The 26,521-nt window shown below is 68.6% G+C and carries 27 protein-coding genes; 7 read left to right on the forward strand and 20 right to left on the reverse strand.

The features are described 5' to 3' along the window. Nucleotides 1–23: 23 nt before the first annotated feature. From era to hemW, 9 genes are all read right to left on the reverse strand, one after another. Nucleotides 24–926 carry a GTPase Era gene (gene era, locus ACKOB8_RS13455; protein WP_526378043.1) on the reverse strand — a complete coding sequence of 301 codons (903 nt, stop codon included), beginning with the start codon at nucleotides 924–926 and terminating at the stop codon, nucleotides 24–26. Beyond that, complete coding sequence (locus tag ACKOB8_RS13460; protein ID WP_526378045.1) at nucleotides 923–1,243, reverse strand: cytidine deaminase-like protein; 321 nt, start codon at nucleotides 1,241–1,243, stop codon at nucleotides 923–925. The genes era and ACKOB8_RS13460 overlap by 4 nt, the downstream gene beginning before the upstream one ends. Beyond that, entirely contained in the window at nucleotides 1,236–2,513 is a 1,278-nt protein-coding gene (locus ACKOB8_RS13465; protein WP_526378047.1) for a CNNM domain-containing protein, read from the reverse strand. Before ACKOB8_RS13465 ends, ACKOB8_RS13460 begins: the two co-directional genes overlap by 8 nt. Continuing rightward, on the reverse strand, nucleotides 2,510–3,043 hold the full coding sequence (ybeY, locus tag ACKOB8_RS13470; RefSeq protein ID WP_526378049.1) for an rRNA maturation RNase YbeY: 534 nt from the start codon (nucleotides 3,041–3,043) through the stop codon (nucleotides 2,510–2,512). Before ybeY ends, ACKOB8_RS13465 begins: the two co-directional genes overlap by 4 nt. Before the next feature lie 18 nt (nucleotides 3,044–3,061). Next, nucleotides 3,062–4,036 carry a PhoH family protein gene (locus tag ACKOB8_RS13475; protein WP_526378051.1) on the reverse strand — a complete coding sequence of 325 codons (975 nt, stop codon included), beginning with the start codon at nucleotides 4,034–4,036 and terminating at the stop codon, nucleotides 3,062–3,064. 133 nt (nucleotides 4,037–4,169) lie between these two features. After that, nucleotides 4,170–4,925, reverse strand: coding sequence for a 16S rRNA (uracil(1498)-N(3))-methyltransferase (locus tag ACKOB8_RS13480; protein WP_526378053.1), 756 nt, complete (start codon nucleotides 4,923–4,925; stop codon nucleotides 4,170–4,172). A 9-nt stretch (nucleotides 4,926–4,934) separates the two neighbouring features. Continuing rightward, complete coding sequence (gene dnaJ / locus ACKOB8_RS13485) at nucleotides 4,935–6,074, reverse strand: molecular chaperone DnaJ (protein ID WP_526378055.1); 1,140 nt, start codon at nucleotides 6,072–6,074, stop codon at nucleotides 4,935–4,937. Nucleotides 6,075–6,098: 24 nt separating this feature from the next. Then, nucleotides 6,099–7,136 (reverse strand): heat-inducible transcriptional repressor HrcA, encoded by a 1,038-nt coding sequence (gene hrcA, locus ACKOB8_RS13490; RefSeq protein ID WP_526378057.1) that lies wholly within the window; start codon nucleotides 7,134–7,136, stop codon nucleotides 6,099–6,101. Between the two features lie 115 nt (nucleotides 7,137–7,251). Further along, complete coding sequence (gene hemW, locus ACKOB8_RS13495; RefSeq protein ID WP_526378102.1) at nucleotides 7,252–8,397, reverse strand: radical SAM family heme chaperone HemW; 1,146 nt, start codon at nucleotides 8,395–8,397, stop codon at nucleotides 7,252–7,254. Between the two features lie 293 nt (nucleotides 8,398–8,690). Between hemW and ACKOB8_RS13500 the strand changes: the two genes are divergently transcribed. From ACKOB8_RS13500 to ACKOB8_RS13510, 3 genes are read left to right on the forward strand one after another with little or no spacing between them, the layout of a single operon-like run. Then, entirely contained in the window at nucleotides 8,691–10,367 is a 1,677-nt protein-coding gene (locus tag ACKOB8_RS13500; protein ID WP_526378059.1) for a nitrite/sulfite reductase, read from the forward strand. Next, nucleotides 10,364–11,086 carry a phosphoadenylyl-sulfate reductase gene (locus tag ACKOB8_RS13505; RefSeq protein WP_526378061.1) on the forward strand — a complete coding sequence of 241 codons (723 nt, stop codon included), beginning with the start codon at nucleotides 10,364–10,366 and terminating at the stop codon, nucleotides 11,084–11,086. The genes ACKOB8_RS13500 and ACKOB8_RS13505 overlap by 4 nt, the downstream gene beginning before the upstream one ends. Next, nucleotides 11,086–11,802, forward strand: a complete 717-nt coding sequence (locus tag ACKOB8_RS13510; protein WP_526378063.1) for a sirohydrochlorin chelatase — start codon at nucleotides 11,086–11,088, stop codon at nucleotides 11,800–11,802. The genes ACKOB8_RS13505 and ACKOB8_RS13510 overlap by 1 nt, the downstream gene beginning before the upstream one ends. A 17-nt stretch (nucleotides 11,803–11,819) precedes the next feature. Here the strand turns inward: ACKOB8_RS13510 and ACKOB8_RS13515 are convergent, their stop codons facing one another. The 6 genes from ACKOB8_RS13515 to ACKOB8_RS13540 all read right to left on the reverse strand — a co-directional run bounded on the left by ACKOB8_RS13515 (nucleotide 11,820) and on the right by ACKOB8_RS13540 (nucleotide 16,543). Continuing rightward, nucleotides 11,820–12,215, reverse strand: a complete 396-nt coding sequence (locus ACKOB8_RS13515; RefSeq protein ID WP_526378065.1) for a hypothetical protein — start codon at nucleotides 12,213–12,215, stop codon at nucleotides 11,820–11,822. A 76-nt stretch (nucleotides 12,216–12,291) separates the two neighbouring features. Continuing rightward, nucleotides 12,292–13,317, reverse strand: coding sequence for a sulfate/molybdate ABC transporter ATP-binding protein (locus ACKOB8_RS13520; protein WP_526378067.1), 1,026 nt, complete (start codon nucleotides 13,315–13,317; stop codon nucleotides 12,292–12,294). After that, nucleotides 13,314–14,126 carry a sulfate ABC transporter permease subunit CysW gene (cysW, locus tag ACKOB8_RS13525; RefSeq protein WP_526378069.1) on the reverse strand — a complete coding sequence of 271 codons (813 nt, stop codon included), beginning with the start codon at nucleotides 14,124–14,126 and terminating at the stop codon, nucleotides 13,314–13,316. Before cysW ends, ACKOB8_RS13520 begins: the two co-directional genes overlap by 4 nt. Beyond that, a complete protein-coding gene (gene cysT, locus ACKOB8_RS13530; protein WP_526378071.1) occupies nucleotides 14,123–14,995 on the reverse strand; it encodes a sulfate ABC transporter permease subunit CysT in 873 nt (290 codons plus the stop codon). The genes cysW and cysT overlap by 4 nt, the downstream gene beginning before the upstream one ends. Next, nucleotides 14,992–15,996, reverse strand: coding sequence for a sulfate ABC transporter substrate-binding protein (locus tag ACKOB8_RS13535; protein WP_526378105.1), 1,005 nt, complete (start codon nucleotides 15,994–15,996; stop codon nucleotides 14,992–14,994). The genes cysT and ACKOB8_RS13535 overlap by 4 nt, the downstream gene beginning before the upstream one ends. Nucleotides 15,997–16,348: 352 nt before the next feature. Beyond that, nucleotides 16,349–16,543, reverse strand: a complete 195-nt coding sequence (locus tag ACKOB8_RS13540; RefSeq protein WP_526378073.1) for a hypothetical protein — start codon at nucleotides 16,541–16,543, stop codon at nucleotides 16,349–16,351. Nucleotides 16,544–16,637: 94 nt separating this feature from the next. On the opposite strand from ACKOB8_RS13540, the gene ACKOB8_RS13545 reads away from it, so the two are divergent. After that, nucleotides 16,638–18,638, forward strand: a complete 2,001-nt coding sequence (locus ACKOB8_RS13545) for a glycoside hydrolase family 15 protein (protein WP_526378075.1) — start codon at nucleotides 16,638–16,640, stop codon at nucleotides 18,636–18,638. 6 nt (nucleotides 18,639–18,644) lie between these two features. Here the strand turns inward: ACKOB8_RS13545 and lepA are convergent, their stop codons facing one another. After that, nucleotides 18,645–20,579, reverse strand: a complete 1,935-nt coding sequence (lepA, locus tag ACKOB8_RS13550; protein ID WP_526378077.1) for a translation elongation factor 4 — start codon at nucleotides 20,577–20,579, stop codon at nucleotides 18,645–18,647. Nucleotides 20,580–20,653: 74 nt separating this feature from the next. On the opposite strand from lepA, the gene ACKOB8_RS13555 reads away from it, so the two are divergent. Further along, nucleotides 20,654–21,247 (forward strand): type II toxin-antitoxin system PemK/MazF family toxin, encoded by a 594-nt coding sequence (locus ACKOB8_RS13555; RefSeq protein WP_526378079.1) that lies wholly within the window; start codon nucleotides 20,654–20,656, stop codon nucleotides 21,245–21,247. A gap of 6 nt (nucleotides 21,248–21,253) precedes the next feature. On the opposite strand, the gene ACKOB8_RS13560 is transcribed toward ACKOB8_RS13555, so the two are convergent. Further along, complete coding sequence (locus tag ACKOB8_RS13560; RefSeq protein WP_526378081.1) at nucleotides 21,254–21,694, reverse strand: CBS domain-containing protein; 441 nt, start codon at nucleotides 21,692–21,694, stop codon at nucleotides 21,254–21,256. 112 nt (nucleotides 21,695–21,806) lie between these two features. On the opposite strand from ACKOB8_RS13560, the gene ACKOB8_RS13565 reads away from it, so the two are divergent. Continuing rightward, nucleotides 21,807–22,646 (forward strand): ribonuclease Z, encoded by an 840-nt coding sequence (locus ACKOB8_RS13565; protein ID WP_526378083.1) that lies wholly within the window; start codon nucleotides 21,807–21,809, stop codon nucleotides 22,644–22,646. A 4-nt stretch (nucleotides 22,647–22,650) separates the two neighbouring features. On the opposite strand, the gene ACKOB8_RS13570 is transcribed toward ACKOB8_RS13565, so the two are convergent. The 3 genes from ACKOB8_RS13570 to ACKOB8_RS13580 are packed head-to-tail and all read right to left on the reverse strand — an operon-like array spanning nucleotide 22,651 to nucleotide 26,104. After that, the gene (locus ACKOB8_RS13570; RefSeq protein WP_526378085.1) at nucleotides 22,651–23,490 is read right to left on the reverse strand and encodes a transglutaminase-like domain-containing protein; all 840 of its coding nucleotides are present in this window, start codon (nucleotides 23,488–23,490) and stop codon (nucleotides 22,651–22,653) included. Further along, on the reverse strand, nucleotides 23,490–24,467 hold the full coding sequence (locus ACKOB8_RS13575; RefSeq protein WP_526378087.1) for an alpha-E domain-containing protein: 978 nt from the start codon (nucleotides 24,465–24,467) through the stop codon (nucleotides 23,490–23,492). Before ACKOB8_RS13575 ends, ACKOB8_RS13570 begins: the two co-directional genes overlap by 1 nt. After that, nucleotides 24,467–26,104, reverse strand: a complete 1,638-nt coding sequence (locus tag ACKOB8_RS13580; protein ID WP_526378089.1) for a circularly permuted type 2 ATP-grasp protein — start codon at nucleotides 26,102–26,104, stop codon at nucleotides 24,467–24,469. The genes ACKOB8_RS13575 and ACKOB8_RS13580 overlap by 1 nt, the downstream gene beginning before the upstream one ends. A 147-nt stretch (nucleotides 26,105–26,251) precedes the next feature. Between ACKOB8_RS13580 and rpsT the strand changes: the two genes are divergently transcribed. Next, nucleotides 26,252–26,512, forward strand: a complete 261-nt coding sequence (gene rpsT, locus ACKOB8_RS13585; protein ID WP_526378092.1) for a 30S ribosomal protein S20 — start codon at nucleotides 26,252–26,254, stop codon at nucleotides 26,510–26,512. Nucleotides 26,513–26,521: the final 9 nt, after the last annotated feature.

Consider the following 26,521-nt stretch of genomic DNA (forward strand, 5'->3'; position numbering starts at 1 on the left):
CAGCGCCCCGCGCCGTGTCGGGTTCAGAATCCGAGCCGACCCAGTTGCCTGGGGTCGCGCTGCCAGTTCGGGGCCACTTTGACCCGTAGATCCAGGAAGATCTTGGTGCCGAGAAGTTTTTCTATCTGGGTGCGCGCGACCGTGCCGACCTCCTTGAGCCGGGCGCCGCCCCGGCCGATGACGATCCCCTTCTGGCTGTCCCGCTCGACGTAGAGCACCGCGTGCACGTCGATGAGATCGTCTCGCCCGGCTCGCGGGCTCACCTCCTCGATCACCACGGCCAGTGAGTGCGGAAGCTCGTCGCGCACCCCCTCGAGTGCGGCCTCCCGGATCAGTTCGGCCATCAGCGCCTCCTCGGGTTCGTCGGTCAGTTCACCGTCGGGGTAGAAGGCCGGGCCAGGATGCAACTGGGCGGCGAGCACATCGATCAGCACACCGACCTGCTCACCGGTGGCTGCCGAGACCGGCACGATCGCTGCGGCGTGCTCGCCCACCAGTTCGCTGACCGACATCAGCGCGGCGGCAACTTCGTCCTTGGACACCTTGTCGATCTTGGTGACGATCGCCACCAGCGTCGTCGTGGGCGCCACCGACCGGATCTGCTCGTAGATCCATCGGTCCCCGGGACCGATCGCCTCATCGGCGGGCAGGCACAGCCCGATCACGTCGACGTCGGAGTAGGTGTCGCGGACCAGATCGTTGAGCCGCTGGCCCAGCAGCGTGCGCGGGCGATGCAACCCCGGGGTGTCGACGAGGACGATCTGGAAGTCCTCGCGGTGCACGATCCCGCGGATGACGCGGCGGGTGGTCTGCGGCCGGCTCGAGGTGATCGCCACCTTCGCGCCGACCAGCGCGTTGGTCAGCGTCGACTTGCCGGTGTTGGGTCGGCCGACCAGGCAGACGAAGCCGGAGCGGAAGTCGCTCACCGCGGCCCTCCGTTGAGGTCGACTTCGAGGACGGCCGCATCCGGGGTGAGTTCCCGCACCGCGGCGAGGCCTTCATCGGCAGCCGAACCACCGACCAGCACCACCGCCTCAAATCCCGTTGCGCCACTGGAGATCGCGGCGGCGACCGCGACCTGAAGTCCGGTCAGTCGCAGGGCCGAGAGGCCGACGGGTACGCCGACGTAACTTCGGCCATCCAGATCGCGGACCGCCGCGGCACTGGGCACCCCGGCGCGCGCCGCCGCACTGCGGGCCAGCGCGACGAGTTTGGCATCCTCGCTCTGCGGCGGCTCAGTCACCGTCGTGATCCGGGCTCACCAGAATGGTGCCGATTCGCAGCCGGCCGCGATGGTCCGGCCCGCCCTCGGCACGCAGTCGCAGACCGTGGGACACCACCTCGGCTCCGGGCAGTGGAACCCGGCCGAGTTCCAGCGCCATCAGTCCGCCGATGGTGTCGACGTCGAGTTTCTGATCGAACTCGATGTCGTAGAGCTCGCCGATATCCTCGATCGGCAGCCGCGCGGACACCCGGAAGGTCCGCTCGCCGAGATCCTCCACCGGAGCGACCTCGTGGGTGTCGTACTCGTCGGCGATCTCGCCGACGATCTCCTCGATCACGTCCTCGATGGTCACCAGGCCGGCCGTCGCTCCGTACTCGTCGACCAGCAGCGCCATGTGATTGCGGTCGTGCTGCATCTCCCGCAACAGGTCGTCGAGAGGTTTGGAGTCGGGGACGAAAACCGCCGGCCGCATCACCTCGGCCACTTTGGTGTCGCGGCCACCGTTGATCGAGTAGTACGTCATGCGCACCAGGTCTTTGAGATAGACGACCCCGACGATGTCATCGGCATTCTCGCCGATCACCGGAATGCGGGAATGACCGCTGCGGACCGCCAGCGACGTCGCCTGTCCGGCGGTCTTGTCGCTCTCGATCCACACCATCTCGGTACGCGGAACCATGACCTCGCGGGCCGGAGTGTCGCCGAGTTCGAAGACCGACTGGATCATTCGCCGCTCGTCGTCGGCGACCACGCCGCGCTGCTGGGCGAGGTCGACGACCTCGCGAAGTTCGGTCTCGGAGGCGAACGGCCCGTTGCGGAAACCGCGCCCCGGGGTGAGCGCGTTTCCGAGCAGGACCAGCAGCCGGCTGATCGGGGTGAGCAGCACCGAGATCGCCTGCAGTGGGAGCGCGGAGGTGAACGCGATCGAGTAGGCGTGCTGCCGGCCCAGGGTCCGGGCGCCGACGCCGATGATGACGAAGCTGGCCAGCGTCATGATGCCCGCGGAGGCGAGCAGGCTCCTGTTGATGCCGATGTCGTCGTAGAGATAGGCCACGAGCAATACCGTGGCGGTGGCTTCACAGGCGATCCGCAGGAGCACGACGAGATTGATGTAACGCGGCCGCTCGGGCAGCATCCGCACCAGCCGTATCGCCCCGGGTCGTTCATCGCGCACCATTTCCTCGACCCGGGCGACGGAGACCTCGCTGATCGCGGCGTCGACGGCGGCGAACAACCCACCCAGGACGATCAATGCGATCACGCCGGCCAGCGGCGCCAGTCCGTTCAATTGTCGAAGTACCGCGACTTGTCGAGCAGGTGCTGGTCCCGCTCGCTTTGGCGGTCCCGGTGGTAGCCCTCGACCTGATCTGCCACCCACTCCTCCAGGAGCCTGTTCTGCAGCCCGAACATCTCCCGCTCCTCCTCCGGCTCGGCGTGGTCGTAGCCCAGAAGGTGCAGCACACCGTGCACAGTCAGCAGTGCCAGTTCGTGTCCGAGGCTGTGCCCGGCCGCCCGGGCCTGCTCGGCCGCGAATTGCGGACACAGCACGATGTCGCCCAGCATCGACGGTCCCGGTTCGGGGGCGTCCGGTCGCCCGCCGGGTTCGAGTTCGTCCATCGGGAAGCTCATCACGTCAGTGGGACCGGGCAGATCCATCCAGCGCATGTGCAGGTCTGCCATCGCGTCGATGTCCAGCAGCACCATGGACAGTTCAGCGCTCGGGTTGACGTTCATCTTGCGGATGACGTAGCGCGCGATGCTGATCAGTTCCTCTTCGGAGACGTCCAATCCGGACTCGTTGGAGACCTCGATACTCATGGGCTGACCTGTCGTTGCCTATCGGCGCGACGAGCGACGCTGCGCTCGGTTAGGCAGGCCCGGCCGCTCGGCGGCTTTGGCGTAGGCGTCGACGATGTCGGACACCAACCGGTGGCGGACGACGTCCGCGCTGGTCAACAGAGCGAAGTGGATGTCGTCGATGCCGTCGAGGATGTCCATCGCCGCCCGCAGACCCGACGTGGCCGCCCCGGGCAGATCGACCTGGGTGATGTCACCGGTCACGACGATCTTCGAGCCGAACCCCAGGCGGGTCAGGAACATCTTCATCTGTTCGGCGGTCGTGTTCTGCGCCTCATCGAGGATGATGAACGAGTCGTTCAGGGTCCGGCCACGCATGTAGGCCAGGGGTGCGACTTCGATGACACCGGCGCTCATCAGCTTGGGGATCGCCTCGGCGTCCATCATGTCGTGCAGCGCGTCGTAGAGGGGCCGCAGGTACGGGTCGATCTTCTCGCTCAGCGTCCCGGGCAGAAAGCCCAGGCGCTCACCGGCTTCCACCGCCGGCCGGGTGAGGATGATCCTGGTGACCTGCTTGGTCTGCAGCGCGTTGACCGCTTTGGCCATCGCCAGATACGTCTTGCCGGTTCCGGCCGGACCGATGCCGAACACGATCGTGTTCGCATCGATCGCATCGACGTAGCGCTTCTGATTGAGGGTCTTGGGGCGGATCGTTCGGCCACGCCGGGACAGGATGTTGAGCGTCAGCACCTCGGCGGGCGAGGCGTTCTCGGCCTCGGAGACCATCGCGACGCTGCGCCGCACGGCGTCGGGGGTCAGGGCCTGTCCCCCGGCGACGACGGCGATCAGTTCGGAGATCACCCGCTCGGCCAGGGCGACGTCGGCCGGTGACCCGGAGAGGGTGATGGCGTTGCCGCGCACGTGCACCTCAGCGGCAAGCGCCGTCTCCAGGGCACGCAGATTGTCGTCGGCCGAACCGAGCAGGCCCACGACCAAGTCGGGCGGAACATTCATGCTGCTGCGGACAGCGGCGGTCGTTTCGCGGGGCGTCACGTGGTCTTCAATGCCTGCTTTCTCGGTTGTTGAGCCGATCTTACCGCCGCGGGCTCGCGAATGGACCCTCCGGCGAGCAAACAACCTCCCGCCATCAGCCGAGCGCCCAGCGTGGTGTCAGCACGCCGAGAGCGCCGAGGGCCACCGCCGCTGCCGTCGAGGTGCGCAGGACCGTCGGGCCCAGCCGTACCGCGACCGCGCCGACCCCTTCCAGCAGGGCTTTTTCCTCGTCGGCGATCCCCCCCTCGGGTCCCACCACGATCAGAATCGAGACCGCCCGGGCCAGCGCGATATCGGTGAGCGGCCGGTCGGCCGACTCGTGGAGCAGCAGCGCAGCCGAGCCCCCCGCCACCCGCTCGGCAATGACCCCGGCCAGCTGCCGGGTGGATACGGGGCCGTCGACGACGGGGAGAAAGGGGCGGCGCGCCTGCTGCGCGGCCGACCGCGTCACCGCACGCCACCGGCGCAGCCCTTTCGCGGCGCGCTGGTCGTCATCCCAGCGGGCAACGCAGCGCGCGGCCTGCCACGCCAGGAATTCATCGGCGCCGGCCTCGGTGGCGAGCTCGACGGCCAGTTCGGAGCGCTCCGATTTGGGGATGGCCTGGGCGATGGTCACCGCGGGCTGAGCCGGGGCCACCGTGCGACGCCGCACCACTCGGGCGCCGAGGCAGTCGCGGGCGACGGTCTCGACCACGCACTCGGCAACGGTGCCTGCGCCGTCCCCGAGGTGAAGGGACTCACCGACGCGGATCCGCCGCACCGTTGCGGCGTGAAACCCTTCGTCGCCCGCAAGGACTGCGACGGCGCCCACGGCTGGCACCGACTCGGTGTAGAAGAGGGTCGCGACCACGCGGGAGGATCAGCGGCTGAAGGTCTCGCGCAGGCGGCTGAAAAGCCCGCCGCCGGGCTGGCTGGGCGCGGTGCGGGTGGGCTTGATCGCGGCCTGCTCCTCGCTGAGGCCCCGCACCTCGCCCAACAGTTGCTTGGCCCGGGCGTCAAGCTTGGTGGGCACGCTGACTTCGACGTGCGCGTGCAGATCGCCGCGGGCGCCCGTGCGCAGTTGCGGCATCCCGTGGCCGCGCAGGGTCAGCACCGCGCCCGGCTGGGTTCCCGCTACGACGTCGATGTCGACCTGCCCCTCGGGGATGCCCTCGACGGCGACCGTCGTACCCAGGGCGGCTTCGACCATCGGCACGGTGATCGTGCAGTGCAGGTCGTCGCCGTTGCGGGCGAAGATCTCGTGCGGTTTCTCGTGGATCTCGACATAGAGGTCGCCCGCCGGGCCGCCGCCCGGACCGACCTCACCCTGCGCGGCCAGGCGCACCCGCATGCCGTCGGCGACGCCGGCCGGAATCTTCACGCTGATCTCGCGGCGGGAGCGCACCCGACCGTCACCGGCGCAGCGGCGGCACGGATCGGGGATCACCTCACCGACGCCGCCGCAGGTCGGGCAGGCCCGCGACGTCATCACCTGTCCGATCAGTGAGCGCTGCACAGTCTGAATCTCACCGCGGCCCCCGCAGATGTCGCAGACCGCCGGTGTGGAGTTCTCGTGGGTACCCCGGCCCTGGCACAGGTCGCACAGCACCGCGGTGTCCAGGGTGACCTGCCGGGTGACGCCGGTCGCACATTCGTTGAGCGACAACCGCATCCGCAACAGCGAGTCCGAGCCGGGTCGAACGCGGCTGATCGGGCCGCGGGAGGCGCCACCGGAGCCGAAGAACGCCTCGAACACGTCGCCGAGGCCCCCGAAACCCGCGAAGCCATTGGCGGCGCCCGCGGTCGCCAGCGGATCACCACCGAGATCGACAATGCGGCGCTTCTCCGGATCCGAGAGCACCTCGTAGGCGGTGCTCATCTCTTTGAACCGGTGCTGGGCCTGCTCGTCGGGGTTGACGTCGGGATGCAGCTCGCGGGCCAGTTTCCGGTAGGCGCGCTTGATCTCGGCGTCGCTCGCATTCCTGCCGACCCCGAGCAAGCCGTAATAGTCGCGTGCCACGCCTGACCTTTCGTGACGCCGGCGTCAGCCGGCGCGCCTGCCCAGAACTTCGCCGATGTACATCGCGACCGCCGCGACATTGGCCATTGTCCCCGGATAGTCCATCCGGGTGGGTCCGACCACACCCATCCCGCCGTAGACGGTACCGGGGCTGCCGTAGGCGGTGGTCACCACGGAAGTCCCGGCCATCTGCTCGGCGTCGTGCTCGTGGCCGATGCGCACCGTGACCTTGCCCGCTTCCTGCTGGGCGGTCAGCAGCCGCAGCACCACCACCTGCTCCTCGAGCGCCTCGAGCACCGTGCGCAGCGAGCCGCCGAAGTCGGCGGTGTTGCGGGTCAGGTTCGCGGTGCCGCCCATCAGCAACCGCTCCTCGCTGTGGTCGACCAGGGCCTCCAGCAGCACGGTGGCCGACCGGCCGACGGCATCGCCGAACGTGCCCGAGGCGTCGAGTCGCCCGGCGAGATCGGCGACCGCCACCGAGGCGGCCGGGAGTTTCTTTCCGACCAGAGCCTGCCCCAGCAGCTCGCGCAGCTGCGACACCTGGTGCTCGTCGAAGGTGTCGCCGAGTTCGACGATGCGCTGGTCGACCCGGCCGGAGTCGGTGATCACGACCATCAGCAGCCGCGCCGGGGTGAGGGCGACGACCTCGAGGTGGCGCACCGTCGAGGCCGCGAGGGTGGGGTACTGCACGACGGCGACCTGGCGGGTCAGCTGCGCGAGCAGCCGCACCGCGCGGCGCAGGACGTCGTCGAGGTCGACCGCCGACTCCAGAAACGACAGGATCGCCCGGCGCTCGGGCACCGAGAGCGGCTTGATCTCGTCGATCCGGTTGACGAACTCCCGATAACCCTTCTCGGTGGGAATCCGCCCGGAACTGGTGTGCGGCTGGGCGATGTAGCCCTCGGCCTCGAGGACCGCCATGTCGTTGCGGACCGTGGCACTGGAAACCCCGAGGTTGTGGCGCTCGACGAGGGCCTTGGAGCCGATCGGCTCCCGGGTCGCGACGAAGTCGGCGACGATGGCGCGCAGCACCTCGAACCGGCGGTCGTCAGCGGTACTCATCGGCTCACCTCCCTCGTCGGCCTGTTCAGCCTATTTTACGGGTCGCGACCGGCCGGATTGGCACCCGAGCCACTTGAGTGCCACCACAGACTGGCGGGACCCCGCGGCTCTGCCGCTAGCCGTCCAGAATGTCGCGCACCACCCCGTCGGCGAGCAGGCGACCCTGGTCGGTCAGAACCAGGCGGTCGCCGTCGCGGTCGAGCAGGCCGCTGCCGACCGCCCGCTCGGCGCGCGCCCGTTCGGTGTCGCTCAACAGCGCGGAGTCCAATCCGCGCCGCAGCCGGATGCCGAGCAGAACCTCTTCGTAATGCCGGCTGCGGGTGTCGAGCCGCTCGAAGCCGTCGATCGCACTGTCGCCGCCGGCGAGCCGCTGGGCGTAGGCCCGCGGATGCTTCACGTTCCACCAGCGGACATCGCCGAGGAACCCGTGCGCCCCCGGCCCGGCACCCCACCACTGACCGCCGCCCCAGTACCCGAGGCTGTGTCGGCTCTGCCCACCCGGGCGGCTCCAGTTGGAGACCTCGTACCAGTCCAGCCCGGCGGCGGCGAGTCGTTCGTCGATCAGCCGGTAGCGCCGGGCCAGCACGTCGTCACCGGGCAACTCGACCGCTCGGACCCGCCGCGCCAGCGCGGTGCCCTCCTCGACCACCAGGGCGTAGGCCGAGACGTGGTCGACGCCGGCGTCGAGCGCCGCCGCGACCGAATCGAGCACGTCGCGGTCGGACTCCCCCGGGACGCCGTACATGAGATCGAGATTGACGTGGGTGAAGCCGGCGGCCAGCGCCTCACCGACGGCGGCGGCCGCCCGACCCGGCGAGTGGGCGCGGTCCAGCGCGGCCAGCACGTGCGGGGCGATCGACTGCATGCCCAGCGACACCCGGGTGTAGCCGGCGGCACGGATGTCGGCGAAGAAGTCCGCCGACGTCGACTCGGGGTTGGCCTCGGTGGCGACTTCGGCGTCGCCGGCCAGCGGAAACCGGTCGCGCACGAGCTCGAGGACCGCGGCCAGGCGCCCGGCGCCCAGCAGCGACGGGGTTCCCCCGCCGACGAAGACGGTGTCCACGGTCACCGGCCCGAGCAGCCCCGCCGCCTGATCCAGTTCGGCCCGCAGCGCGGCGAGCCAGCCGTCCGGTGTGGCTCCGGCCGGACCGCGCTCGGCACCCAGCTCGACCGGGGTGTAGGTGTTGAAGTCGCAGTACCCGCACCGGGTGGCGCAGAACGGCACGTGGATATAGATGCCGAAGGGCGTGCCCGGGGTCATGCGGGGAAGGACCGCCACCGTCTGAGTCTCCCAGAGCCCCGGTTTCGCTCACCGCGAGCGTAAATTCCGGCCGGTTGGGGCGGGTGCGGGCTGCCGTGGCACAATTGCGGCCATGTCCGCCCCCCAGACCCGATCGGTCGTCCTGGTGGTTCGGCGGCACGTCGACTTCAAGCGCATCTGCAGCTGCTGCTGTCCGGCCTGACGCCGCGGTACCCGCTCAACTGCACCTGTGCTGGCTGGCCCCGATGTTGCATCGCGGTCCCCCGCCAGCCTCCCCAGACCGGAGAAACGTCATGACCCGCACGACCGACGCCGAGACGCCGCGCAGCCGCGGCGAGGGCCAGTGGGCGCTGGGCCAGCGGGAACCGCTCAACGCCAACGAGCAGATGAAGAAGGACGACGACCCGCTCAGCGTGCGGGAGCGCATCGAGACCAGCTACGCCCGCGACGGCTTCGACAGCATCGACAAGACCGACCTGCGTGGCCGGTTCCGGTGGTGGGGTCTCTACACCCAGCGCGAAGAGGGTTACGACGGCACGTGGACCGGTGATGAGAACATCGACCTGCTCGAGGCCAAGTACTTCATGCTGCGGGTGCGCAGCGACGGCGGCGCGCTGAGCGCGGCCGCACTGCGCACGCTCGGCGAGCTCTCCACCCAGTTCGCCCGCGACACCGCCGACATCTCCGATCGGCAGAACGTCCAGTACCACTGGATACGGGTCGAAGACATGCCCGAGATCTGGCGGCGCCTGGACGCGGTCGGCCTGCAGACAACCGAGGCGTGCGGGGACTGCCCACGCGTCGTCCTCGGCTCGCCGCTGGCCGGGGAGTCCCTCGACGAGGTGCTCGATGCCACCCCGGCGATCGAGGAGATCGTGCGCCGCTACATCGGCAAGCCGGAGTACGCGAACCTTCCGCGCAAGTTCAAGACCGCCATCAGCGGACTGCAGGACGTCGTTCACGAGGTCAACGACGTTTCCTTCATCGGTGTGCACCACCCTGAGCACGGTCCCGGGCTGGATCTGTGGGTGGGTGGCGGGCTGTCCACCAACCCGATGCTCGCCCAGCGTCTGGGCGCGTGGGTTGCGCTGGCCGACGTGCCGGACGTGTGGGAGGCGGTGGTGAGTCTGTTCCGGGACTACGGCTACCGCAGGCTGCGCTCCAAGGCCCGGCTGAAGTTCCTCGTCAAGGACTGGGGACCGGAGAAATTCCGGCACGTTCTCGAGACCGAGTATCTCCAGCGGCGGCTCATCGACGGCCCGGCACCACAGCCGGTGACGCGACCCATCGACCACGTCGGCGTGCAGCGACTTCGCAACGGACTCAACGCCATCGGCGTCGCCCCGATCGCAGGTCGGGTGTCGGGGACCATTCTGAGCAGGGTCGCCGACCTGGCCGAGCAGGTCGGCTCCGATCGCATCCGGTTCACCCCGTACCAAAAGATGATCGTTCTCGACGTCCCGGACGACAGGGTGGCCTGGCTGGCCGGCGAGTTGGAGAATCTGGGCCTGCCGGCCACGCCGTCACCGTGGCGGCGCAATCTGATGGCGTGCTCGGGTATTGAATTCTGCAAGCTGTCCTTCGCCGAGACCCGCAAGCGCGCCCAGGTTCTGGTACCCGAGCTTGAGCAGCGTCTGGCCGATCTGAACGCCGGGCTCGACGTACCGATCACCGTCAACATCAACGGCTGCCCGAACTCGTGCGCGCGCATCCAGGTTGCCGACATCGGCTTCAAGGGTCAGGTCGTCGAGGACGGCGAAGGTGGCCACACCGAGGGATTCCAGGTTCACCTCGGGGGAAGCCTCGGTCAGGACAGCAACTTCGGGCGAAAACTGCGCCAGCACAAGGTCACCGCCGCCGAACTCGGGGACTACATCGAGCGGGTGGTGCGTAACTTCGCCAAGCAGCGCACCGACGGGGAGCGTTTCGCGCAGTGGGCGTTGCGCGCCGAGGAGGCGGACCTGCGATGAGGGGCGGCCCGGATCAGGAAGTCGGCGCGCAGACCGAGGCGGCGTTGCGCGAGCTGGCGCGCCGCGGAGCCGCCGAGCTGGCGGATGCCGGTGCGGCGGAACTGCTGGCCTGGACCGAGCGGCATTTCGGCGGCCACTACGTGGTGGCCTCCAACATGGCCGATGCGGTTCTGATCGATCTGGCCGCCACGGTCAGGCCCGGAGTCGACGTGGTGTTCCTCGACACCGGCTATCACTTCGCCGAGACGATCGGCACTCGTGACGCCGCCGCATCGCTCTACGACATCACGGTGATCAACGCGACGCCCGAGCACAGCGTGTCCGAGCAGGACCGGATGCTGGGCGAGGATCTGTTCGCCCGTGATCCCCACGAGTGCTGCCGGCTGCGCAAGGTGACACCGCTGAGCGCTGTGCTGCGCAACTATCGGGCGTGGGTCACCGGCATCCGCCGGGTGGAGTCACCGACCCGGGCCGGCGCCCCGCTGATCAGCTTCGACGAGGCGTTCAAGCTGGTGAAGGTCAACCCGTTGGCGGCGTGGACCGACGAGGACATGCAGGCCTACATCGATGCCCACGGCGTTCTGGTCAATCCGCTCGTGCAGGAGGGCTACCCGTCGATCGGCTGCGCGCCGTGCACCGCGAAGCCTTCCTCCGGTTCTGATCCGCGCAGCGGTCGCTGGCAGGGCCTGGGCAAGACCGAGTGCGGGTTGCACACCTGATGGCTCCGACTCTGGTGCTGACCGCGCACGGCAGCGTGGATCCGCGGTCGGCGGCCACCACGCACGCCGTTGCCGAACAGATAGGTCTGCTTCGGCCCGGTCTGCGCGTGCGGGTGGCGTTCTGCGAGAAGAGCACGCCGAATCTTCGCGATGTGCTGGCCGGACTCGACGGCCCGGCGATCGTCACGCCGCTGCTGCTGGCCAGCGCCTACCACGCCCGGGTGGACATCCCGGCAATGATCGCCGCCGCGGGAGCGCAGTACCCGGTGTCGCAGGCGGAGGCGCTGGGTGAGGATCCGCGGCTGGTGCGGGTGCTACACCAGCGGGTCACCGAGTGCGTCGGCGACGAGCAGCGCGACGGCACGGGTGTGCTGGTGGTGGCCGTCGGGTCGTCAGACACCGACGCCAACGCCCGAACCGCCGGCGTCGCCGAGAGCCTGGGCCGCGACCATCCGCGGGCCGCCGTCGGATTGGCGTTCGCGACCGGCCCGACACCCTCGGTGACCGACGGTCTCGAACGACTTCGCGACCTGGGCGCACGGCGGATCGTCATCGCCCCCTGGTTCATCGCGCCGGGGCGCATCACCGACCGGCTCGCCGCGACGGCTCACACGAGCGGAGCCGAAATGGCCGACCCTCTCGGAGCGCACCCCCTGGTGGCGGAAACCCTCCTGGACCGCTTCGACGCCGCGCGGCGCGGCCGCGCCGCCGCCTGAACGCGGGACCGGTCTACTCAGCCGGGTGCACCCGGCGCCCCGTCGGCCCCGTCGGCCCCGTCGGCACCGGCGACGCCGTCCTGCCCGCCAAGCCCGCCCTTGCCGCCCTGACCGCCCTTGCCGCCCTGACCGCCCTGACCGCCCGCGCCCCCGGCGCCACCCGCGCCACCCTGGCCGCCGGCCCCGCCCTGGCCGCCGTTACCACCCTGGCCGCCGTTACCGCCACTGCCCCCGTTACCACCCTCAGTCATCGCCGGCCCTTCAGTCGTTGTCGTCGTTGCGGTCGCATCGCCCGGTGACGTCGCCGACCCCGGCACGGGTTTGCCGCAGGCCCCTGTCGCGGCCACCAGAGCGACGAGCGCTCCGGCACTGAGCAGTCGCAGCGCTCGCACGCGCGATGATCCGGCATCCATGATTGCCTCTCCTTCGGGCCGCCCGTCGGGCCGCCATCTCCTCCTGCACGCTACCCGGGGGTGGGGAAATACCAGCTCAGGAAGCGCTTGACGGCGTCTCGTCGCCGGCGACCGGCGGAATCCGGGTGGCCCGCACATAGACGGTGTCGCCCTCGCTAAGTCCCAGCGCCTCAGCGTCCCCACGGGTGATCTGAGCGGTGAACGGGGCGCCGGTGGTGGCACTGGTCAACTCGACCCGAACCTCGAATCCGAGATAGACCACCCGCTCGACGGTGGCGCGGGTGACGCCGGTGGTCTGTGCGGTTCCGTCGCCGGCGGCGTAGTTCATCTCCGGGCTGCGATCGACCCTGATGTCGTGCGGACGCACCAGGATCCCGTTGAGCGATGAGACCGCGCCCAGGAACGACATCACGAAGGCGTTGGCGGGATGGTCGTACACCTCCGCCGGCGTGCCGACCTGTTCGATACGACCCTCGTTGAGCACCGCGATCCGATCGGCCACATCGAGGGCCTCTGACTGGTCGTGAGTGACCAGCACGGTGGTGACATTGACTTCGTCGTGTAATCGCCGCAACCACGCCCGCAGACCCTCGCGAACTTTGGCATCCAGCGCGCCGAAAGGTTCGTCGAGCAGCAGGACCTCTGGGTCCACCGCGAGCGCGCGGGCCAGTGCCATGCGCTGGCGCTGACCGCCGGAGAGCTGGCTGGGGTAGCGGGTCTGGAAGCCCGCCAGACCAACGATGTGCAGCAGGTTGTCGACCTTCTCATCGATCTCCGGCTTGGCGAGTTTGCGGATCTTCAGGCCGAACGCCACGTTGTCGCGCACCGTCAGGTGCTTGAACGCCGCATAGTGCTGGAAGACGAAACCGATACCGCGCCGCTGCGGCGGCACTCTCGTGACGTCACGACCGTTGATGACAATCGTGCCGGTATCCGGTTGATCAAGTCCGGCGATGGCCCGCAACAGCGTCGACTTGCCCGACCCGCTCGGTCCGAGCAGAGCGGTGAGCGACCCGGCGGGGACCACGAAGTCGACATTGTTCAGGGCCCGGAAATCCCCGTACTGCTTGTTGGCACCGGTGACGGTGATCGCGTCGATCATCTGCCGATCCTGCCGCGTCGTGCATCCAGGACCACCTGGGCAACCAAGACCAGAATCGCGATCGTCATCAGCACCGTCGAGATCGCGTAGGCGCCGTATTCCGCGCCCCGGTTGTAGCGGTCGGCGACCAGCAGCGTCAAGGTCTGGGACTGGCCCGGCAGATTCGACGACACCATCAAGACCGCGCCGTAGTCGCCCAGTGTCCGGGCCACGGTCAGCACCACACCGTAGGTCAGTCCCCATCGGATCGACGGCAGGGTGATGCGCCAGAACGTCTGCCACCAGGTCGCACCCAGCGTGGCGGCGGCCTCCTCCTGCTCGGTACCGAGCTCGTGCAAAACGGGCTCGACCTCCCGGATCACGAACGGCACCGTGACGAAGACACTTGCCAAAACGATCCCGGGCAGTCCGAAGATGATCTTCAACCCCAGACTGTTCTCGACGAATCCGAGTAACCCCGCACTGCCCCACAGCAGAATCAGGGCCACTCCGACCACGACCGGCGATACCGCGAAGGGCAGGTCGATGACGGCCTGCAGGATCGCTTTGCCGCGGAATCGCCTGCGCGCCAACAGCAAGGCGGTGGGAACCCCGAACACCACATTGAGCGGGACGACGATCGCGACGACGAGGAGTGACAGCTGCAGTGCTGAGATCGCCGCCGGCGTGGTGATCGAGGCGACGAAAGTGTCGAAGCCGGGCGCGACGGTGCGCCAGACGATCAATCCCACCGGCACGAGCACCAGAATCGCCACATAAAACAGCGCGGAGTAGCGGATCAGGTAGCGGACCAGCGGCGAGAGGATCATGCGGCAAGTTCCTCCCGTCGGGCCGCCCGTGATCCGACGATGCGCAACACCAGCAGTACGAGAAAGGACACCAGCAGCAGCACGATGGATACGGCTGCCGCACCGGTTCGGTCGTCGTTCTCGATCAGGGTGCGAATCCACTGCGAGGAGACTTCGGTCTTACCGGGAATGGCTCCGCCGATCAGTACCACCGACCCGAATTCGCCGATCGCCCTCGAGAAGGCTAGGCCCGCCCCGGACAGCAGAGCCGGAGCGAGGGCGGGCAGGATCACCCGGGCGAAGATCGCCGGGTTTCCCGCACCGAGTGATGCCGCGGCTTCCTCGACCTCGCGGTCCAGTTCGAGTAGCACAGGCTGCACCGTTCGTACCACGAACGGCAGGGTCACGAAGAGCAGCGCGATCCCCACCCCCCACTTGGTGTGCTGCAGGTGGAGGTTCACCGGACTGTTCGGGCCGTACAGCGCCAGCATCACCAGGCTCGCGACGATGGTAGGCAGGGCGAACGGCAGGTCGATCACCGCATCGACGAACCTTCGGCCTGCGAACTCGTCGTGGGTCAGCACCCATGCCACCAGCAGGCCGAGCACCGTGTTGATGAGGGTCACGGCGACAGAGATCACCATCGTCACCTGAAACGACTCCAGCGCCGGCCTGGAGGTCACCGCGTCCCAGAAGGCACCCGGGCCACCCTCCACCGATTGCCACACGATCGCCGCCAGCGGAGCCAGAACGATCAGGCTCAGCCAGATCGACGCCACACCGGCCAGCGCCACGGTCGAGGCGCCGCGGCCCATGACCACCGCCGGATCACCGTCGGCGGGCGCGGCCATGCGGGCTGCCGCGACGCCGGGACCGGCCGGTGGGGTCATCCGGTCGCTTTCTTGTAGATCTCGGTGATCGCCCCGGTGTCCTTATCGAAAAGAGCTGGGTCGACGACATCCCAGCCGCCCAGATCGGCGATCGTCCACAGTTTCTGCGGCAGCGGGAAGTCGCCTGCGTAGTCGGCGGCGACGCCTGGGTCGACCGGCCGGAAGCCCGCCTGGGCCCAGATCATCTGCGCTTCAGGGGTATAGAGGTAGTTCTTCAGCGCGGTGGCTTTGTCGAGATGGGTGCTGGTGGCGATCACCGCGACCGGGTTGTCGATCCTGAAGGTCTGCGCGGGGTTGACGTGTTCGACCGGCTTGCCCTGACGCTCGATGTTGATCGCCTCGTTCTCGTAACTGATCAAAACATCGCCGGTGCCCTGCAGGAACACATCGGTGGCCTCGCGACCGGAGCCGGGGCGGGTGGTGACGTGATCGGTGACGAGCCGGCTGACGTAGTCCAGGCCGGCCTGCCGGTCGCGACCGCCGTCGCTCTTGACCGCATAGGGAGCAAGCAGATTCCACTTGGCCGAACCGCTGCTCAGCGGGCTCGGGGTGACCACCGTGATGCCGGGCTGCAGCAGGTCGTCCCAGTCGCGGATGTTCTTCGGGTTGCCCTTGCGGACCACCAGGGTCACCACCGATCCGAACGGAATCCCACCGGTGACGTCGGCGTTCCAGTCCGCGGCAACCTTGCCGGCCTTGACCAGCCGCGTCACGTCGGGCTCGACGGAGAAGTTCACGATGTCGGCCGGCTTGCCGTCGACCACGGCGCGGGACTGGTCGCCGGAGGCACCGTAGGAGGTCGTCACGGCGACTCCCTTGCCCTCGGGTGTCGCCGCGAAGGCGGGGATGATCTTGCTCCAGCCCGGCTCCGGAACGGCGTAGGCCACCAGGGTCAGCGTGGTGTCGGCCTTACCGCCCCCGCCGCCGACGACGTCGCTGGCCCCGCCGCTGCAGGCGGCGGTCAGGGTCAGCAGTGCCGCGAGGCCGGCTTGCAGGGCGATCCGGCGGGAGTGCTGCAGGGCCCGGGTCCGGGAGTCGAGCGGTGTGATCGGCGTGATCGGCACTGACGGCTTCTTTCCTCGTCGAGTTCTGGATTCACCAGCGACTGGACGGCAACCGGAGCTGTGCCCCATCCGGCACCGAACCGCGCGCGGGCGGTGGAGTCAGCAAAAACAGCCGGTGTGCGCAACGCCGCGCTCACCGATGGGCGATGTCAACGCTGCCGCACGCATGCGCCGCAGCCTAACAGAGCACCGGGGACCCCCCGAAGTCAACGGTTGAGTAGCCACACCACGACGACGAGCAGCAGCAGGGCGACCAGCGCGAGACTGACCCGGGAGCGCGGCATTCCGCTCACCCCCGCCGGTCCCCGCTCCCCCGCAGCCGGCTCAGCAATCGAATTCCCCGGCCGAGCATGGCGTCCAGAGCCGACGCGATGCCGTAGGCGAGGACCAGAACGACCGGCATGACGATCACGGTCTGCAGCACGAAGCCCCGTCCCGACAACCACAGCTCGGCACTGTCCCACCAGCTGAGGAACCCGGCCACCGCACTACCTTAACCGCACCGCTGGTGACCACACCTCAAGCGCCTTCTTCGGTAACGGTGGACGCAGGAGGCCCGCGGGGCTGATGATGTCGGAATGTCTCTGGATACCCAGCCCGGGAATGTCGGCGCGGCCGACGGGCGGCCCTCGCGGCTGTCGACCGCCCCGGCCAGCTTCGTTCCGTCCGCGGCCCATCGCGGTCCGTTTCCCCCGATCGCCGATTTCGCCTTCCTGTCCGACTGCGAGAACACCTGCCTGATCTCTTCGGCCGGCTCGGTGGAATGGATGTGCGTCCCGCGCCCGGACTCCCCCAGCGTCTTCGGCGCCATCCTGGACCGGGGCGCAGGCCACTTCCGACTGGGCCCGTACGGGGTGACGGTCCCGGCGGCACGGCGCTATCTGCCGGGCAGCTTGATCATGGAGACGACGTGGCAGACGCACACGGGCTGGATCATCGTTCGCGAGGCCCTGGTGATGGGTCCGTGGCACGACATCGAGGCCCGCTCCCACACCCACCGCCGTACACCGATGGACTGGGATGCCGAGCACATTCTGTTGCGCACGGTGCGCTGCGTGAGCGGGACCGTGGAACTGACCATGAACTGCGAACCGTGTTTCGACTACGGGCGCATCAACACCGTCTGGGAGTACTCCACCGACGGCTACGGCGAGGCGATCGCGCGCGGCCGTTCCGACGCCGATGAGCATCCCGCCCTGCGGCTGACCACCAACCTGCGGATCGGCCTGGAGGGCCGGGAGGCCCGGGCCCGCACCCGTCTCAAGGAGGGCGACAACGTTTTCGTTGCGCTGTCGTGGTCGAAGAATCCGCCACCGCATACCTACGAGGAGGCCACCCAGCGGATGTGGCAGACCAGCGAGGCCTGGCGGCAGTGGATCAACGTCGGTCAGTTCCCGGATCATCCGTGGCGGGCCTATCTGCAGCGCAGCGCCCTGACCCTGAAGGGACTGGTGTACTCGCCGACCGGTGCGCTACTGGCGGCGAGCACCACCTCGTTGCCGGAGACCCCGCGTGGCGAGCGCAACTGGGACTACCGCTACGCATGGGTGCGTGATTCGACCTTCGCCCTGTGGGGCCTCTACACCCTGGGGCTGGACCGGGAGGCCGACGACTTCTTCGCCTTCATCGCCGACGTGTCGGGTGCCAACGACGGCGAGCGTCGTCCGCTGCAGGTGATGTACGGCGTCGGCGGCGAGCGGGAACTGGTCGAAGAGGAACTGAATCACCTCTCGGGCTATGACAACGCGCGACCGGTGCGAATCGGGAATGGTGCCTACAACCAGCGCCAGCACGACATCTGGGGCACCATGCTCGATTCGGTCTACCTGCACTGCAAGTCCCGCGAGAACATTTCCGATCAGCTGTGGCCGGTGCTCAAGGAACAGGTCGATGAGGCGATGGCGCACTGGCGGGAGCCAGACCGCGGTATCTGGGAGGTGCGCGGGGAACCGCAGCATTTCACGTCGTCGAAGGTGATGTGCTGGGTGGCGATGGACCGCGGCGCCAGACTCGCCGAGTTACTGGGATCGAAGAGCTACGCCAACCAGTGGCGGGCGGTCGCCGACGAGATCAAGGCCGACGTCCTGGCGCACGGAGTCGACAAGCGCGGCGTGTTCACTCAGCGCTACGGCGATGACGCCCTGGACGCGTCGCTGCTGCTGGTTCCGCTGCTGCGCTTCCTGCCCCCCGACGACCCGCGGGTGCGCGCCACCGTGCTGGCGATCGCCAACGAACTGACCGAGGACGGGTTGGTGCTGCGCTACCGCGTCCAGGAGACCGATGACGGGCTGTCCGGGGAGGAGGGCTCCTTCACCATCTGCTCATTCTGGCTGGTGTCCGCTCTGGTCGAGATCGGCGAGATCAGCCGGGCCCGCCACCTGTGCGAGCGGCTGCTGTCCTTCGCCAGCCCGCTACACCTCTACGCCGAGGAGATCGAACCCAGCACCGGGCGGCACCTGGGGAACTTCCCGCAGGCGTTCACCCACCTCGCGCTGATCAACGCGGTGGTGCACGTCATCCGGGCCGAGGAATTCGCCGACAGCACCGGCGTCTTCCAGCCGGCCAACTCGCCGGTCTAGAGGTAGCTACTTGCGGACTTTGTCCGCGGGTTTATCCCCGCCCGCATCGGTCGACAGTGCTGCGACGAAGGCCTCCTGCGGCACGTCGACCCGTCCGATGGTCTTCATGCGCTTCTTGCCCTCCTTCTGCCGCTCCAGCAGCTTGCGCTTGCGGGTGATGTCACCGCCGTAGCACTTACTGAGAACGTCCTTGCGCAGAGCCCTGATGTTCTCGCGGGCAATGATTTTCGACCCGATGGCGGCCTGCACCGGCACCTCGAACTGCTGGCGCGGGATCAGTTCTTTGAGCTTGGTGGTCATCTTGTGGCCGTAGGCCTGTGCGGAGTCCTTGTGCACGATCGCACTGAAGGCGTCCACCGCCTCGCCCTGCAGCAGGATGTCGACCTTGACCAGCGCGGCCTCCGCCTCGCCCGCCTCCTCGTAGTCGAGGCTGGCGTATCCGCGGGTACGCGACTTCAGCGAGTCGAAGAAGTCGAAGATGATTTCTCCCAGCGGCATGGTGTACCGCAGTTCGACGCGCTCAGGCGAGAGGTAGTCCATCCCGCCGAGTTCGCCGCGACGAGATTGGCAGAGCTCCATGATCGTGCCGATGAACTCGCTCGGTGAGATCACGGTGGTCTTGACGACCGGCTCGTAGACGGCCCGGATCTTGCCCTCCGGCCAGTCCGCGGGATTGGTGACGATATGACCGGGTCCGTCCGGCGGATCGCCTTCCAAGATCACCCGGTACACCACGTTGGGCGATGTGGAGATCAGGTCGAGGTCGAACTCCCGTTCCAGGCGCTCGCGGGTGATCTCCATGTGCAGCAGGCCGAGGAATCCGCACCGGAAGCCGAAGCCCAGGGCCACCGACGTCTCCGGTTCGAAGGTCAGCGCGGCGTCGTTGAGTTGGAGCTTGTCCAGCGCGTCGCGCAGGTTGGGGTAGTCCGAACCGTCCACCGGGTAGAGCCCGGAGTAGACCATCGGCTTGGGCTCGCGGTAGCCGGTGAGGGCCTCGGTGGCGGAGTTGCGCACCGTGGTCACCGTGTCGCCGACCTTCGACTGCCGCACGTCCTTGACTCCGGTGATCAGGTAGCCGACCTCACCCACGCCCAATCCCTCGGTGGGTTTGGGCTCCGGGGAGACGATGCCGACTTCGAGCAGTTCGTGGGTGGCCCCGGTGGACATCATCCTGATCCGCTCGCGGGGGGTGATCCTGCCGTCCACCACCCGCACGTAGGTCACCACACCGCGGTAGATGTCATAGACCGAGTCGAAGATCATCGCCCGGGTCGGCGCATCGGCGTCGCCGGCGGGCGGCGGCACCTGCCGCACCACCTCGTCGAGCAAGGCCGCCACACCCTCCCCGGTCTTTCCGGAAACCCGAAGCACCTCGTCGGGCTCGCACCCGATGATGTGGGCGATCTCGGCCGCGTAGCGCTCCGGGTCGGCCGCGGGCAGGTCGATTTTGTTGAGTACCGGGATGATCGCCAGGTCGCGGTCCAGCGCGAGATAGAGATTGGCCAGGGTCTGCGCCTCGATGCCCTGCGCGGCGTCGACGAGCAGCACCGCCCCCTCGCACGCCGCCAGCGCGCGCGACACCTCGTAGGTGAAGTCGACGTGACCAGGGGTGTCGATGAGGTGCAGGACGTAATCCTCCGTCGACCCGCCCACTGAGCTTTTCCACGGCAGCCGGACGTTCTGGGCCTTGATGGTGATGCCGCGCTCCCGTTCGATGTCCATCCGGTCGAGGTACTGCGCGCGCATCGAGCGCTCGTCGACGACACCGGTCAGCTGCAGCATGCGGTCGGCCAGCGTGGACTTGCCGTGGTCGATGTGGGCGATGATGCAGAAGTTGCGGATCTGCGCCGGCGCGGTGAAGGTCCGGTCGGCGAAGCTGGTGATGGGAATCTCCTGGACGGGGGCGGTCGGGCTCACTCGGTCTGTCCAGGGTATCGACAACGCCGTTTGCGGCCGTTTCCAGGCCCAATCCCTGCCGGTGCGGGTGGCGGCGGTCCTCCCCTATGCTGTCGAGAATGGCGTCGCAGTGGAGGACGTTGCAGCGTATCGCCGAGCACCTGGTGTTCAACGAGGCCCCGAAGCTGCTCCGTCAGCTGCAGAACCCGCAGGTGGTGCAGCGGACCATCCAGCAGGGCATTCTGGGGCTCGGAGCGATGATCGCGGGTGCGGTGCCCGCGGAGCCCCGGACCGCGATCACCGCCGGCCGGCCGGTCACCAGCGAGAGCGTTCCCTCGGCGCACCGCGCCCGCAAGGTGGTCTACGCACCCGACCTCGACGGGCGGGCCGATCCGGGCGAGATCGTGTGGACCTGGGTGGTCTACGAAGACGATCCGTCCCGCGGCAAGGACCGCCCGGTGCTCGTGGTGGGCCGGGAACGGCGCAGGCTGCTGGGGCTGGTGCTGTCCAGCCAGGCTCACCATGACGGCGAGGCGAACTGGCTCAGCGTCGGGGTAGGCAGCTGGGACTACGAGGGGCGGCCCAGCTGGATTCGCCTGGACCGGGTGCTCGATGTGCCCGAGGAGGGCATCCGCCGGGAGGGCGCGATCATGGACCGGGCCACCTTCGAGCTCGTCGCGATGCGGCTTCGTGCCGAGTACTCGTGGAGCTAGGTTCGATCAGCCGCCCTGGGTGATGTAGGCCTGCAGCTGGCGCTGCTCGTCCTGCAGCTCCTCCATCCGGTTCTTGACGACGTCGCCGATGCTGACGATGCCGACCAGCCGGCCGCCGTCGAGGACTGGGACGTGGCGGACCCGGTTGTTGGTCATCAGCGCCGCCAGATCGTCCACCCGGTCGTCGAGGCCACAGGTCAGCACGGCCGCGCTCATGATGTCGGCGACCGACCGGCGCAGCAGATCGGGACCGTGTTCGTGCAGCCGGCGCACGACGTCCCGCTCGGAGACGATGCCGACCACGTTCTCCGGCCCCTCCGGTGCGATCACCACCATCGCCCCGATGTTCCCATTGGCCAACTCGCCGAGCAGGCCGACGACCGTGGTGGTCTCGGTGACGGTGGCCACCGTCGAACCCTTGGTTCGGAGGATGTCTGCGATCCGCATGCGCGCCCCTCGGGGTGATAGCCGTGTGTGATGGCTGTGATAGCCGTCACAACAGGCTACGCCGTGCCGGGGTCGGCCGCCGCCCAATCCGCGGGCCGGGTATGACGGACACATGATCGACATCACCCTGCTCGGCACCGGAAGCCCGATGGTCGACCCGAATCGGGCCGGGCCCGCGACCCTGGTCCGGGCCGGCTCCGAGGTGTTCCTGGTGGACTGCGGACGTGCGGTGCTGATGCGGGCGGCGGCGGCCGGGGTCGGCGCAGCCGGGGTGAGCGCCCTGCTGCTCACCCACCTGCACAGCGACCACATCACCGACCTCTCCGATGTGATCACCACCCGCTGGGTCACCACGATCGGGCCGAACCCGCTGCCGATCATCGGGCCGCCGGGCACCCGGGCGGTGGTGGAGGCGACACTGGCCGCACTGGCGCCCGACATCTCCTACCGCGTCCACCACCACGCCGACATCACCGAGCCGCCCATCGTGGAGGTCCGCGAATACACCGACGGGGTGGTGTGGGACGCCGGGGGTGTCCGGATCACCGCCGCGCCCACCGACCACCGCCCGGTGGAACCCACCGTCGCCTTCCGGGTGGAGCACGCGGGCGCCTCGGTGGTGCTCGCCGGGGACACGGTTCCCTGTGCGACCCTCGATGAACTGGCCCGCGGCGCTGACGCCATGGTGCACACCGTGATCCGCAAGGATCTCGTGGAGCTGATGCCGGCTCAGCGGATCCGCGACATCTTGGACTATCACTCCTCGGTGCAGCAGGCAGCCGCCACCGCAGCGCGCGCCGGTGTCGGCACCCTGGTGCTCACCCACTACGTCCCGCCGCTCGTCCCCGGCCAGGAAGACCAGTGGCGCGAGCTGGCGGCGCACGAATTCGGCGGGACCGTCGAACTCGGCGACGACCTGCTCACGGTGTCGGTGGGTGGGGCCTCGAGCTGAGCGCTCAGGCAAGCCGGGTGATCTCGACGACGACGTCGAGATCGGTGGAACCCTCCCCGGAGTAGATGCCCTTTAGCGGCGTCACATCGGAGTAGTCACGGCCGACCCCGACGCTGACGTACTGCTCGTTGATGTCGACGTCGTTGGTCGGGTCGTAGTTCCACCACGCGCCGGTCCACACCTGCACCCAGGCGTGACTCTGACCGTCGACGGGATCGCCGATCGCCGCATCGCGCTGCGGGTGCAGGTATCCCGAGACGTAGCGGGCTGGAATTCCCATGCCGCGCAGCAGGATCAGAAGCAGATGCGCGAAGTCCTGGCACACGCCCTTGCCCTCGCGGAGGGCGTCAAGGCCCGACGAGTGCACACCGGTGCTGCCTGGGACGTAATCCAACTCCGAGCGCACCCACTGGGCTGCCGCGACCACGGCGTCGCGGGGGGCGTCGGACTTGGCGATCTTGCGACCGACCCGTGCGATGCGCTTGCTGGCCGGGGTGTAGCGGGTGGGGATGAGCACCTCGTGGTAGCGGTCCAGGACCGTCTCCGAGGCCAGATCGGACCATCCCAGCGACGCCTCCACCGGCTCGGGCACGTCGGTTTCGACCACCGAGGCGGCGGTCACCTCCAGTTCGGAGTGCGGGGCGTGCAGGTCGAAGGCCGTCACGGCGGTCCCCCAGTAATCGACGTAGCGGTAGGAGCGGCTCGCCGGAGCCGTTTCGACCCGGTTGAGGATGACGTTCTGGCGGGCGTCGGAGCGCGGGGTCAGGCGCGCCTCGTTGAAGGAGGCGACGACTGGGGATTTGTAGGCGTATCCGGTGGCGTGCACGACGCGCATCCGCCACATCAGATCTCCCCCTCCTCGATCACCAGGGCCCCCTGATGTCCCGCGTCTGACCACGCGACCCACGGCGCGGAATGGAAGTACTGCAGCGCGACGGCCTCCCCGGCCTCCCGGCACGTCGTCTGGATGCTGGCGAGCCGCTTCTCGAGCGAGTCGAGCAGCACTCCGGGACCGATGAATTCCAGCTCGCTTCTGGCCCGCCCGAGCAGGCGCACCGCCTCGGCCGTCGCGCCGACCCGGCTGTGCGGCCGGTGCATCAGTTCGTCGAGGCTGTGCTCGGCCAGCTTGAGCGAGAAGTACACCGAACGCGGGAAAAGCCGGTCGAGCAACATGAACTCCACGACCCGGTTCGCGTCGAGCGCACCGCGATAGGTGCGCAGGTAGGTGTCATGCGCGCCGGCCGAGCGCAGCACGGTCACCCAGGCCGGGGAGGACGGGCTGTCACCGGCCCGCGACAACAGCAGCCGCACTGTCATGTCGACCCGTTCCAGGGCCCGCCCGAGGACCAGGAAGCGGTAGCCGTCGTCGCGGGACAGCGTCGAATCCGCCAGCCCGGCGAACATCGCCGCACGGCCTTCGATGAAGGAGAAGAACAGGTGCGGACCCAGCCGGCGGGCGGCGCGTTCGCGTTCGGCGAGCGCGTTATAGGTGGTGTTCAGGCACTCCCACATGTCGCTGGAGGTGACCTCCCGGGCCGATCTCGCGTTCTCGCGGGCCGCCGAGATCGAGTCCACGATCGAGCAGGCTCCGGGCAGTCCGCGGCTGAAGGCGACCAGTTCGGTCAGCGACCACAGATCCAGCGCCGTGCTGGGCGGTGCGATCCCCAGCACCCCCAGCAGTACCCGGGAGGCCTGGTCGGGATTGGCACTGGAGTCCTCCAGCAGTTGGTGGACGGTGACGTCGAGGATGCGCGCGGTGTCATCGGCGCGTTCGACGTAACGCCCGATCCAATACAGCGCCTCGGCGTTGCGGGCCAGCACTACCGCATCACCCCCTGCTGCTGCTGCTGGGCCGCCTTGTGCTGCTGTTGCGGCGGCGCGGGCTCGGCGGGCGCCTCGCCGGCGGGCAGCTTGCGCACCACCCCCGGCGCGCCCAGTTCCCGATCGCCGGCCGAGGCCCGCGAGGCCAGCACCCAGGTGTCCTTGGATCCGCCGCCCTGGCTGGAGTTGACGACCAGTGACCCCTCGGTGAGGGCGACGCGAGTCAGCCCGCCGGGCAGCACCCACACGCCGTCGCCGTCGTTGACGGCGAACGGACGCAGGTCGACGTGCCGCGGCACCAGTTCGTCGCCGACCTTGGTGGGCACCGTCGAGAGCTGCACGACCGGCTGGGCGATCCAGCCGCGGGGGTCGCCCTCGATCTTGCGGCGGACGGTGGCCAGGTCACGCTCAGTGGCGGTGGGGCCGAAGACGATGCCGTATCCCCCGGAGCCCTCGACCGGTTTGATGACCAACTCGTCGATGCGGTCGAGTACCTCCGCCCGCTCGTCGTCGAGCCAGCATCGCAGCGTGTCGACGTTGGGCAGCAGCGGTTTCTCGCCGAGGTAGTAGTTGATGATGGTGGGCACGTAGGTGTAGACCAACTTGTCGTCACCGATACCGTTGCCCACCGCGCTGGAGATGACGACGTTGCCGGCCCGCGCGGCGTTGAGCAGCCCGGCGACTCCCAGCACCGAGTCGGGCCGGAACTGCAACGGATCGAGGAACGCGTCATCGATGCGCCGGTAGATGACGTCGACCTGATGCTCACCGTCGGTGGTCCGCATGTACACGACGTTGTCCCGGCAGAACAGATCGCGGCCCTCGACCAACTCCACGCCCATCTGCCGGGCCAGCAGCGAGTGCTCGAAGTACGCCGAGTTGAACGGCCCCGGGGTGAGCACCACCACGGTGGGATCGGCCTCGTTGGTCGCCGCGGCGTTGCGCAGCGCGCGAAGCAGATGCGAGGAGTAGTCACCGACCGCTCGAACCCGGTGGGTGGCGAACAGGTTGGGGAACACCCGGGCCATCGTGCGCCGGTTCTCCATCACGTAGGACACCCCCGACGGGGACCGCAGATTGTCCTCGAGCACCCGGAAGGTGCCCTGGGCGTCGCGGACCAGGTCGATGCCGGCGACGTGGATGCGCACTCCGTTGGGCGGATGGATGCCGGCCGCCGGGCGGTGGAAGTGCTCGCAGGAGGTCACCAACCGCCGCGGGATCACCCTGTCCCGCAGGATCTGCTGATCCCCGTAGATGTCATCGAGGAAGCGCTCCAGGGCGACGACCCGCTGGGTGATGCCCCGCTCGAGCCGAGACCATTCGGCCGCCGAGATCACCCGCGGCACCAGGTCGAGCGGGAAGGGCCGCTCCTGGCCGGACAGCGAGAAGGTGATGCCCTGGTCGATGAATGCCCGGCCCAACGCCTCGGCCCGCGTGCCGAGTTCGCCGGCGTCGGTGGGGGCCAACTCGGCGTGGATCCCCTTGTAGGGCGCCCGGACCCCGCCGTGGCGGTCGAACATCTCGTCAAAAGCCGCCGAGTACGGCCCGAGGTCGTCGTAGCCGCCGAAGATGGCCGGTTGTTCGCGGCGCGTACGCGCGCGGGCCGGCGGCGGCTCGAGGAGGCTCACCGGTGACATGCTGCCCGAGGATGACCGTTTGTGCAGGCTGGACAGTGCGACTTTGGGACTTCACCGGGCCGGCTGGTAGTCTGGGGCCTCGCTGCCAGGCGAATCCGCAGGTCTCGTCGGCAACCCCACTCAACGTCAGTAAAAGGAACCTCGCGCGTGGCCAACATCAAGTCGCAGAAGAAGCGCAACCTCACCAACGAGCGCCGCCGCCTGCGCAACAAATCGGTGAAGTCCTCACTTCACACGGCCATTCGCGCCTTCCGCACCGCCGCCGCCGGCGGCGACAAGGACAAAGCCGCCGAACTGCTCGCCGCCACCAGCCGCAAGTTGGACAAGGCCGCCAGCAAAGGCGTGATCCACAAGAACCAGGCCGCCAACAAGAAGTCGGCCCTGGCTCAGGCGCTCAACAAGATCTGACGCGGCCCT

The organism is Mycobacterium sp., from assembly GCF_046091765.1.
Taxonomy (GTDB): Bacteria; Actinomycetota; Actinomycetes; order Mycobacteriales; family Mycobacteriaceae; genus Mycobacterium.